This window comes from Sphingomonas bacterium (assembly GCF_028289855.1).
Taxonomy (GTDB): domain Bacteria; phylum Pseudomonadota; class Alphaproteobacteria; order Sphingomonadales; family Sphingomonadaceae; genus Sphingomonas.
The window spans coordinates 23,059-32,925 of record NZ_JAQGKZ010000039.1 but is presented as its reverse complement, the minus strand read 5'-3'; the positions used below and the strand labels follow the sequence as shown (position 1 = coordinate 32,925).

Genomic DNA, 9,867 nt, shown 5'->3' with positions numbered 1-9,867 from the left:
ACGGAACCCGCCGCCGCCGGGGCCGCCCGGAGGAGCGCCGGCTGCGTTGGGTGGTGGCGCGCCGTCAGCGGGGGGCGGTGTCCCTGCCGCAGGGGGCGTGCCGGGCGCGGGCGGCGTGCCTTGGCCGTTCTGGCCGCCCGGGGGGCGCCCGCCGCCGAACCCTTGCGCCAGCGTGCCGCCGAACACGCTCGGCTGATTGGCCAGGCTGCGCAGCCCGGCCAGCGCCGGGCGGGGATCAGGACCGGTGCCCGCGCGGAACGCCTCGATTTGTTTCTGGAGCTTCGATTTAAGCGGCTTGGAGAAATTGATCCCCCAGCGCAGCTCGGACCGATCGGTGCGCGCGAAGTTGACCGGGCGCGCATCGATCGCGCTCAGCGCGCCGAACGCATCGCGCGTGAAGCGCCCCGGGAACGCCGCCTCGATCTGCGCGGTCGCCGCGGGGAAGCTGGCGATCGCGTTGCGCGTCGAGGATTCGACGTAGTTGGCGGTCAGCGTCAGGTCGGTCTTGTCGAGTGGCTTCAGCGTCAGCCCGAGCTTGAACGTATGCTTGCTGTCGGCGAGCAGGAACGGGTTGCCGCCCGATGTGCGCGCCACGCTGACCGTCTGGCCGGTGGTGAAGTCGAACACGCGCACGTTGGGCGTCGTGATGACGGGATCGCCGAGCTGGCTGGCCGTGGGCGCGTCGTCCTGGTCGGTCACCGACGCGATAATGCGCACGCCCGTGATCGGCGACCAGTTGGCGCCGTAGCCGATCGTCTTGAGCGTGCCGAAGTCCGAGAGGTGATCGAGCGCGAAATTGCCGTTGATCGACAGATCGCCCAGGAACGCCAGCACGTCCCTGGATTTCTTGGCGATCGGCACGTCGATATTGACCTGGCCGTCGACGATATTGCGCGTGATACTGCTGCTCTGGTTGATCCCGAACCGCGACGACCGGCTGTCGAGTCCCGACAGCGACCCGCCGATCCGCACGGCGGTGACGACATCGCCCGCCGGCATCTTGAACAATGTGCCGTTGAACAGCGCATCGACACCGCCGCTGTTCGATGTCGAAAAGCCGCGATTGGCCGCCGGCAGATTGAGGCTGACGTCGGCCCCGGCATCGGCGAAGCTCTCGCTGTCGATACGGTCGTAATTACCCGTCAGCGACCAGCGCCACGTGCCGATGTCGCCGTTGGCGGTACTGCCCAGATGATAGGTGAGCGCGGAGCTGCGCTGGCCCAGCACGAACGACGTGGGCGTGCCGCCGATGCCGTCCGCCAGCCCCTGCAGCCCATTCGATTCGGTATAGGCGACGGTGCCGTTGAGCGTGGTCGAGACCTTGCCGATCGGCTTCGCCAGCACCGCGCCCAGATTGAGCGTGCGCGAGAACGGGGTCAGCGACCGGAACGGGCGCTGGTCGATCATGCCGGCGGCCGGCGGGTCGATGTCCCGCTCGCTTTCGAGCAGGCCCGAGGTTTGCGTGTAGCCGGTGTGCACCGTGAAGCGGCTGTCGCGGTTGATGTTGAGGATATCGATCGTGCTGCCCGGCGTGACGCTGCCGCCCTCGGTGGCGACGCGCAAACCGGCCTCCGCGGTGAGCGCGCGGAAACGGCGCCGCAGCACGATATTCACGACCTTCTGGTCGGCGCGATAGCCGTATTTGAGCGCGACTTCCTCGGGCAATATGTCGACTCGCGCGATCGCTTCGGTCGGCAAGTCGCGGATTTCGGCGAAGCTCGAAATGCGCTTGCCGTTGAGCAACACCACCGGCGGCCCGCCGCTGCCGCGCCCGCTCTGTGTTTGCGGCGAGAGCTCGGTGAGCAAGTCGCTGACGCTGCTGACTCCGTACGACCGGATGTCGGCCGGGCCGAGTTGCTGTTCGGGGGGGATGTCGCCGATCACCGACCCGGGCAGATTGCGCGAGCCCGTGATGATGATGTCGGGCTCGTCGCTGACGTTCGCATTGTCGGCCGGTGCAGGCGTGGGCGATGGGGTCGGCGCCGGGGCGGGCGCGGTCTGGGCGTGCAGCGCCGCCGGGGCGATCCCGCTAAGCAACAGGGCAAGGCTGAACGATGGGCGCATTGGTACGTTGTTTTCCGCTACTGGTCGGGGATACGATCCTCTAAACGCCAATTGTCGCAAAAATGTGCCCGATCTGGCCGGGCATGCGGGAGAAAATATGCGGATCACGATCAACGGCACCGCGCACGAGGTGGAGGTCGATGTCCGCACGACCTTGCTCGATCTGTGCCGCGAGCATCTCGGGCTGACCGGCGCCAAGAAGGGGTGCGACCACGGCCAGTGCGGTGCGTGCACGATGCTGGTCGAAGGACGGCGGATCAATTCCTGCCTCAGCCTGGCGGTGATGCACGACGGCGGTCAAGTGACGACGATCGAGGGGCTGGGGACGCCCGACAACCTTCATCCCTTGCAGGCCGCATTCGTGCGGCACGACGGGTTCCAGTGCGGCTATTGCACGCCGGGGCAGATTTGCTCGGCGCAGGGCATGCTCGACGAAGTCGCGATGGGCTGGGCGAGCCATGTCAGCGACGACCTCGACGAGGTGACGCTGAGCGACGCGGAGATTCGCGAGCGGATGAGCGGTAACATCTGCCGTTGCTCGGCCTATCCGACGATCGTCGATGCGATTCGCGATGTCGCGGAGGCTAGCTCATGAAGCCGTTCGACTTCTCGCGCGCCGACAGCCTGGATGCGGCGCTGGCGGCGGGAGCCGCGGGTGCGCGCTATATCGCCGGCGGGACCAACCTGATCGACTTGATGAAATTGCAGGTCGAGACGCCCGATCGGCTGGTCGATATCGGCCGGATCGGGCTCGATACGGTCGAGGAGATCGACCGCGGCGGGGTCAGGATCGGCGCGCTGGTGCCCAATTCGGACCTCGCGGCGCACCCGCTGATCCGGTCGCGCTATCCGGTGCTGGCGCGCGCGCTGCTCGCCGGGGCGTCGGCGCAATTGCGCAACAAGGCGAGCGCGGCGGGCAATCTGCTCCAGCGCACGCGCTGCTATTATTTCTACGAGACCGCCGCGCGGTGCAACAAGCGCGAGCCCGGCAGCGGGTGCGACGCGATCGGCGGGTTCAACCGCATCCATGCGGTGCTGGGCGGATCGCCGAGCTGCATCGCGACGCACCCGTCGGACATGGCGGTGGCGATGCGCGCGCTCGACGCGGTTGTAGTCACCGCCCGCAGCGGGAGCGAAGGGAGGCGGATCGCGCTGGGTGATCTGTACCGTCTTCCCGGCGACACGCCGGAGATCGAAACGATCCTCGAGCCCGGCGAGCTGATCACCGCGATCGATCTTCCCGCGCCGCCGGCCGGCCGCCAGCTCTACCGCAAGGTCCGCGACCGAGCGTCCTACGCTTTTGCGCTCGTATCGGTCGCGGCAATCGTTGCGGTCGAAGATGGCATTATCACCTCTGCCGACCTCGCGTTCGGCGGCCTCGCGCCGATGCCATGGCGTAGCGCCGAAGCCGAAGCGGCGCTGGTCGGTCAGCCCGCCGGCACGACCGCGTTCGAGGCGGCCGCCGATGCACTGCTCGGGGATGCGCGCGGGCATGGGCACAACGATTTCAAGATCGTCCTCGCACGCCGCATGTTGATCGCGAGCCTGCGCGACCTGACCGCCTAGTTCACCCGGTCGAAATGCAGCGCTCGTTGCACCGGATCGATCGCTGTCAGCCGCACGCGTAGCGCGTCACCGGGTTCGACATTCTTAGCATCGACTCGCGCGACCACGGGCAAATCGCTCAGCTGGATCCGTGCGCCGCGCTCGTCGAGGTCGGTGACCACCGCGCCGAACAACTCGCCTTCACGGCCTTTGAGTAACACCGTCTCGGCCAGGTCGATCACCGCGCGATCGACGCGCCCGGCGAGCGAATCGGCCTTGGCCATCACCGCGGGCAGCCTGGCGAACGCGCCGCTCACCGTATCGGGAACCGCCTCGCCATTGGCGATCGCCAGCGTCGCCATCACGACATAGCGGTCGGCGAGCCGGCGCAGCGGGGCGGTGGCATGCGCATAGGTCGCCGCCATCGCCGAATGCCATGGCACCACGCCCTCCCGGTACGGCACGTACGACGCGCCCTGCCCGGCGCGGCGGATCGCCAGCATGAACGCGGCTTGCTTGGGGTCTTTCGCGTCGAGCGTCCGCTCGAATTGGTCGAGCGTGTCGGTGGCGGGCCAGGTCAGCCCGAACGCGGTGGCTGTGTGGCGCAAGCGGCGCACCGCGCCTTCGTCGGGCTCCGCCATTACGCGGAACAGCCCGGTATGGTGCGCCTCGAGCGCGTCGGCGATCGCGAGATTGGTCGCGAGCGACATCGCCGCATTGCGCTGTTCCGACACCAGCGGCGGGCGGAACGCGAGTTCGAAGCCGCCGCCCACGACCGCATCGACTTCCTGTTCGGGCGGATCGACGCGCGCCGCACCGCGCCGGTCCTCCGCCGCCTGGATACGCGCCGCTAGATCGGTGAATTGCGTGGGCAGTGCGTCGTCGGCGACGTTTTCGTACGCCAGCTTGGCCGCGTTCCTGACGATCGCGCGTTCGGCGCCGTCGAGCTTGACCGCGCCGTTGGGCGCGACGCGGACGGTGAACACCACCGCCGGACGCGGACCATCGGGGAGCAGGCTGGCAGCGCCCTGGCTCAGCACCGGCGGATAGAGCGGCGCCTTGCCGTCGGGCAAATACAAGGTCTCGCCGCGTGTCCACGCCTCGGTATCGATCGCGCCGCCATCGTCGACGAACCACGCGACATCGGCGATCGCGTAATGAAGCAGCAAATCGCTGCCCGCGCTTTCGATCGCGAACGCTTGGTCGAGATCGGTCGAACTCGCCGGGTCGAGCGTCACGAAGCGCGTCGCGGTGCGGTCGGCATGCGCGGTCGGCGCGCGCTTGGCGGCGTCATCGGCGGCGGCGAGTACCGCGGGCGGGAAGCTGTCGGGCACCTGGAACTGCGTGCGGATCGCGGCGAGGCCGCGGCCCAGCGCGTTGTCGGGATCGGCGATCGCCTTCATCGCGCCACGCTATAGAGGCCGTGGCCTTGCTGTCGAGCGGTGCTAGAGCCGCCACCATGCGGCGCGCTTTATTCCTGCTGGCGATGATTTGGCCCGCCGCGTCCTGGGCGCAGACCGCGCCGGAGGACCAAAGCGACATCGTCATTCTCGGGCGCGGGCTCGACCTGCCACCCGGGACGCCCGCATACGGATCGACCGTGATCGATCGCGACCGGCTGACCAACGACGCGTCGGGGCGAGTCGAGGACGTGCTGAGCGATGTGGCCGGCTTCCAGCAATTCCGCCGCGCCGACAGCCGGTCGGCCAACCCGTCGGCGCAGGGCGCGACGCTTCGCGCACTCGGCGGCAACGCCTCGAGCCGGACGCTGGTGCTGCTTGATGGCGTGCCGGTCGCCGATCCGTTCTTCGGCTATATCCCGTTCAACGCGCTCGCGACCGACCGGCTGGCGGCGATCCGCGTGACGCGCGGCGGCGGGTCGGGACCGTTCGGGGCGGGCGCCGTAGCTGGCACGATCGAGCTGGTCAGTGCCGACCGCGGTGACCTGCCGCCGGTCGCGGGCGAAGCATTCTATGGCAGCCGCGGTTCGGAAAGCGTGTCGGCCAGCGTATCGCCGACGCTCGGGCGCGGGTTTGTCAGTGTGTCGGGCCGGTTCGAGCGCGGCGACGGCTTCCAGACCACGCCCGCCGATCAGCGCGTCGCGGCGAGCGTGCCGGCGCGCTATCGCGACTGGTCTGTTGGGGTGCGCGCGGTCGTGCCGGTCGGTGGCGATGCCGAACTGCAAGTGCGCGGGCTCGTATTCGACGACAACCGCACGCTCCGTTTTCGCGGCGCGGATTCGAATTCCGAGGGCGAGGATTCCAGCGTCCGCCTGGTCTCACACGGGCGCTGGCAAGTCGATGCACTCGCCTATCTCCAGGCGCGCAACTTCAGCAACAAGGTGGTGAGCGCGACCAGCTTCAAGCTGACGCTCGATCAGCGCAACACGCCGTCGACCGGGGTCGGCGGCAAGATCGAACTTCGCCCCCCGGTCGGCCGCGATCACGTCCTGCGGATCGGCGGCGATGTGCGGCTGGCAGGCGGTGCATTGTTCGAGGACGCGTATAATGCGGCGGGGCTGGTCACCGCGCGGCGCAACGCCGGGGGGAGGACGAATGTCGCGGGGCTGTTCGTCGAGGACGACTGGACGATCGGGCGGCTGGTGCTGACCGGGGGTGCAAGGGTCGACCGCTGGTCGATCGCGGGTGGGTTCTTCCACGAACGCGACGCGAGCGGCGCGCCAACCGTGACCAACGCTTTTCCCGGCCGCCAAGGCACCGAAGCGACCGGGCGCGGCGGCCTGTTGTTTCACGCGGCAAACTGGGCCGATTTGCGCATGGCGGCCTATACCGGGTTCCGCCTGCCGACGCTCAACGAGCTGTACCGCCCGTTCGTGGTATTCCCGGTCACGACGCAAGCCAATGCCGGCCTGTCGCCCGAGCGGCTGCGCGGGATCGAGGGCGGCGTCGATCTCAAGCCCGTGCCGGGACTGACGCTCGGCCTGACCGCCTTCTACAACCGGCTCGGCGGCGCCATCGCCAATGTCACGATCGGCCCCAATTTGCGCCGCCGCGACAATGTGCGGGCGATCGTCGCCAAGGGGGTCGAGGCGAGCCTGGCCTGGCGGCGCGGCGCGGTGTCGCTGTCCGCCTCCTACGCGTTCAGCGACAGCCGCGTACTCGCACCCGGCACCCCGCTCGACGGCCTCGCTCCCGCGCAAAGCCCGCGCCACGCGGCGAGCGTAACCTTGGCCTGGTCGCCCAAGTCGGGCCGGCTGCTGTCGCTGACCGCGCGCTATGTCGGCGATCAATATGAGGACGATCTGCAGACCAACGTCCTGCCCGCCGCGAGCGTGCTCGACGCCGTCGCGCGCTGGCCGATCACCGCCCGCGTCGCGGTGATCGCGCGCGCCGAAAACCTGTTCGACGCGAGCGTGGTGACGCGCAATCAGGCGGGATCGGTCGACCTCGGTACCCCGCGCACCTTGTGGATCGGCATTCGTTTCGGTGAGTGATGGGCGCGCGGCGTCAAATCGGCTACAAGAACCGGCATGGCCGACTTCTTTCCCGCTATGTCCGACCAGCACATCGCGTTCGTCGAGCGCCAGCCGGTCTTCTTCGTCGCCACCGCCGCCGCGGATGCGCGGATCAACCTCAGCCCCAAGGGGATGGATTGTTTCCGCGTGCTGTCGCCGGACCGCGTCGCCTATCTCGACGTCGCCGGATCGGGCAACGAGACCAACGCGCATCTGATCGCCGACGGCCGCATCACGATCATGTTCTGCGCGTTCGACAATCCCGCGCTGATCTTCCGCATCTACGGCCGGGGCCGCCCGGTGCTGCCGCAGGACGCCGACTGGGGCGACCTCGCCGCGCACTTCACCCTGCTCCCCGGCACGCGGCAGATTTTCGTGATCGATGTGGATCAGGTCCAGACCAGCTGCGGCTGGGGCGTGCCGCACATGACCTTCGAACGCGAGCGCGAGACGCTGAGCAAATATCACCGCCAGCACGACGAGGCGGCGCGCTTCGCCAAATATGCCGCGCGCACGCAAAGCATCGACGGCCTGCCGGTGCGCAACCCGACCCAGGCGCCGCAGCAGCAACAGCAATGAGCCTGGTCGAGCTGGGGCGCTACAACCGCAACGAGGCGATGATCATCGTCGGGCGGCTCGACAGCGAGGGGATCGACGCGGTCAGCTTCGACGGCAACGCCTCGATCGCCGACGGCAGTTACTTCCTGGTCCCGGTGCGGGTGATGGTCGATGAGGATGATCTCGCGCGAGCGAGGCAAGTGCTGCCCGATTCTTGAGCACCTCTTCGCAACTGCACAAATTTTAACGCATCGGTAACATTTGATTGCGCGATTCTGCCCGAAAACGCGCGGTTTCGACTCTGGCACGTACCTTGCGACGCACCATCCTAACAATCGGAAGGGGGCGCGATGAAGCTCGTCATTGCCATTATCAAACCGTTCAAGCTCGATGAAGTGCGCGAGGCGCTCTCGGGCGTCGGCGTCGCGGGCATGACCGTGACCGAGGTCAAGGGGTTCGGCCGGCAAAAGGGCCAGACCGAAATATACCGCGGCGCGGAATATTCGACCAACATGGTGCCCAAGATCAAGATCGAGGTGGTCTGCGCGACCGACCTGCTGGGTGCGGTGGTCGAGGCGATCCAGGCATCGGCCAACACCGGCGCGATCGGCGACGGCAAGATTTTCGTGCTCGACGTCGGCCAGGCGGTGCGCATCCGCACCGGCGAAACCGACGACAGCGCGTTGTGAGGGGGGTACACATGAAGCAATCGACCAAATTGTTTGCCGGGTTGGGCGCGATCGGCGTTGCCGCGTTGCTCGCCCATCCCGCGCTGGCGCAAGCCGCCGCCGCCGCGCCGGAAATCGCGACGCCCAGCCTCGCCAAGATGGACAAGGGCGACAACACCTGGATGATGGTCTCGTCGCTGCTGGTGCTGATGATGTCGGTGCCCGGCCTCGCGCTGTTCTACGGCGGGCTGGTGCGCACCAAGAATATGCTCAGCGTGCTCACCCAGGTGCTGATGATCGTCTGCATGGTCGGCGTGATCTGGGTATGCTGGGGCTATTCGGAGACGTTCACGACCTACAGCGCCTTTGTCGGCAATCCCTTCACAAAGCTGTTTCTGAAGGGCGTCGACGCCAATGCGGCGGCGGCGACCTTCTCCAACGGCGTCTATATTCCAGAGCTGACCTATGTCCTCTTCCAGATGACGTTCGCGATGATCACGCCGGCGTTGTTCATCGGGTCGGTCGCGGAGCGGATCAAGTTTTCGCCGCTGATGCTGTTCGTCGCTTTGTGGGTGACCTTCGTCTATTTCCCGATCGCGCACATGGTGTGGTGCTGGGACGGCCCCGACGCGGTCGCCGCCGCGGCGCTCAAAGGCAAGGCCGCGCTCGATGCCGTCAGCGCCGATGCCGGTTTCCTCTTCCAGAAGGGCGCGCTCGACTTTGCCGGCGGCACCGTCGTGCACATCAACGCGGGCATCACCGGGCTCGTCATGTGCCTGATGCTCGGCAAGCGGCTTGGCTATCCCAACGAGCCGATGCCGCCGCACTCGCTGACCATGACGATGATCGGCGCGGCGCTGCTGTGGGTCGGCTGGTTTGGCTTCAACGCCGGCTCGAACCTCGAAGCCTCGTCGATCGCGTCGGTCGCCTTCATGAACACGATGATCGCCACTGCCGCCGCGGGCATGTCCTGGCTGCTGACCGAGCAGATCGTGCGCGGCAAGCCGTCGCTGCTCGGCGCGGCGTCGGGCGTCGTCGCGGGGCTGGTCGCGGTCACCCCCGCCTCGGGCTTCGCGGGCACGATGGGGTCGGTGATCCTCGGCCTGATGGTGTCGCCGATCTGCTTCTTCTTCGTCAGCTATGTGAAGTCGAAGTTCAAGTATGACGACTCGCTCGACGTGTTCGGGGTGCACTGCATCGGCGGCATCACCGGCGCGCTGATGACCGGCATCCTCGCCAACCCGGCGCTGGGCGGTCAGGGCGTTGCCGACTATGCGTCGAAGCCGGGGACGCTAGTCGTCGCTCCCTACGACTGGGTCGGTCAGCTGATCATCCAGGCGGAGGCGGTCGGCCTCACCTTGGTCTGGTCGGGCGTCGGCGCGTTCGTGCTCTACTTCATCATCGACAAGCTCTGGGGCTTCCGGGTGTCGGAAGAAACCGAGCGCGAGGGCCTCGACATCGCCGAGCATGGCGAGCGGGCGTACCACTACTGACGAAATCGGGGCCGGCCACGGTCGGCCCCTCACGATGTTCCTCCTGCGGACACACTTGGCCGGT

Annotated in this window: 9 protein-coding genes; 7 read left to right on the top strand and 2 right to left on the bottom strand. The window is 67.6% G+C overall.

Going from position 1 to position 9,867, the window contains the following annotated elements; genetic code table 11:
- Positions 1-2,064, bottom strand: a 2,064-nt coding sequence (locus JWM94_RS03595) for a TonB-dependent receptor (RefSeq protein ID WP_299421904.1), incomplete at its 3' end; no start/stop codon positions are given.
- Positions 2,065-2,161: 97 nt separating this feature from the next.
- On the opposite strand from JWM94_RS03595, the gene JWM94_RS03590 reads away from it, so the two are divergent.
- Together JWM94_RS03590 and JWM94_RS03585 are read left to right on the top strand one after the other, a co-directional pair.
- Positions 2,162-2,659: a 2Fe-2S iron-sulfur cluster-binding protein gene (locus JWM94_RS03590; protein ID WP_299421899.1), complete on the top strand. Its 498-nt coding sequence runs from the start codon at positions 2,162-2,164 to the stop codon at positions 2,657-2,659.
- Positions 2,656-3,630, top strand: coding sequence for a xanthine dehydrogenase family protein subunit M (locus JWM94_RS03585; RefSeq protein ID WP_299421895.1), 975 nt, complete (start codon positions 2,656-2,658; stop codon positions 3,628-3,630). Before JWM94_RS03590 ends, JWM94_RS03585 begins: the two co-directional genes overlap by 4 nt.
- Here the strand turns inward: JWM94_RS03585 and JWM94_RS03580 are convergent.
- A complete protein-coding gene (locus JWM94_RS03580; RefSeq protein ID WP_299421891.1) occupies positions 3,627-5,012 on the bottom strand; it encodes an RNB domain-containing ribonuclease in 1,386 nt (461 codons plus the stop codon). The two genes, JWM94_RS03585 and JWM94_RS03580, sit on opposite strands and share 4 nt — an antisense overlap.
- Before the next feature lie 83 nt (positions 5,013-5,095).
- On the opposite strand from JWM94_RS03580, the gene JWM94_RS03575 reads away from it, so the two are divergent.
- The 5 genes from JWM94_RS03575 (at position 5,096) to JWM94_RS03555 (ending at position 9,803) form a co-directional block, all read left to right on the top strand.
- Positions 5,096-7,063 (top strand): TonB-dependent siderophore receptor, encoded by a 1,968-nt coding sequence (locus tag JWM94_RS03575; protein ID WP_299421908.1) that lies wholly within the window; start codon positions 5,096-5,098, stop codon positions 7,061-7,063.
- Between the two features lie 36 nt (positions 7,064-7,099).
- Complete coding sequence (locus JWM94_RS03570) at positions 7,100-7,663, top strand: pyridoxamine 5'-phosphate oxidase family protein (RefSeq protein ID WP_299421888.1); 564 nt, start codon at positions 7,100-7,102, stop codon at positions 7,661-7,663.
- Entirely contained in the window at positions 7,660-7,860 is a 201-nt protein-coding gene (locus JWM94_RS03565; RefSeq protein ID WP_299421885.1) for a DUF2007 domain-containing protein, read from the top strand. The genes JWM94_RS03570 and JWM94_RS03565 overlap by 4 nt, the downstream gene beginning before the upstream one ends.
- A 132-nt stretch (positions 7,861-7,992) precedes the next feature.
- Entirely contained in the window at positions 7,993-8,331 is a 339-nt protein-coding gene (locus tag JWM94_RS03560; RefSeq protein ID WP_299421882.1) for a P-II family nitrogen regulator, read from the top strand.
- 11 nt (positions 8,332-8,342) lie between these two features.
- A complete protein-coding gene (locus JWM94_RS03555; protein ID WP_299421878.1) occupies positions 8,343-9,803 on the top strand; it encodes an ammonium transporter in 1,461 nt (486 codons plus the stop codon).
- Positions 9,804-9,867 lie beyond the last annotated feature (64 nt).

Excerpts from the sequence above, each read along its gene's own strand:
- JWM94_RS03590 (WP_299421899.1), top strand. The coding sequence starts at position 2,162 with ATGCGGATCACGATCAACGGCACCGCGCACGAGGTGGAGGTCGATGTC.
- JWM94_RS03585 (WP_299421895.1), top strand. The coding sequence starts at position 2,656 with ATGAAGCCGTTCGACTTCTCGCGCGCCGACAGCCTGGATGCGGCGCTG.
- JWM94_RS03580 (WP_299421891.1), bottom strand. The coding sequence starts at position 5,012 with ATGAAGGCGATCGCCGATCCCGACAACGCGCTGGGCCGCGGCCTCGCC.
- JWM94_RS03575 (WP_299421908.1), top strand. The coding sequence starts at position 5,096 with ATGATTTGGCCCGCCGCGTCCTGGGCGCAGACCGCGCCGGAGGACCAA.
- JWM94_RS03570 (WP_299421888.1), top strand. The coding sequence starts at position 7,100 with ATGGCCGACTTCTTTCCCGCTATGTCCGACCAGCACATCGCGTTCGTC.
- JWM94_RS03565 (WP_299421885.1), top strand. The coding sequence starts at position 7,660 with ATGAGCCTGGTCGAGCTGGGGCGCTACAACCGCAACGAGGCGATGATC.
- JWM94_RS03560 (WP_299421882.1), top strand. The coding sequence starts at position 7,993 with ATGAAGCTCGTCATTGCCATTATCAAACCGTTCAAGCTCGATGAAGTG.
- JWM94_RS03555 (WP_299421878.1), top strand. The coding sequence starts at position 8,343 with ATGAAGCAATCGACCAAATTGTTTGCCGGGTTGGGCGCGATCGGCGTT.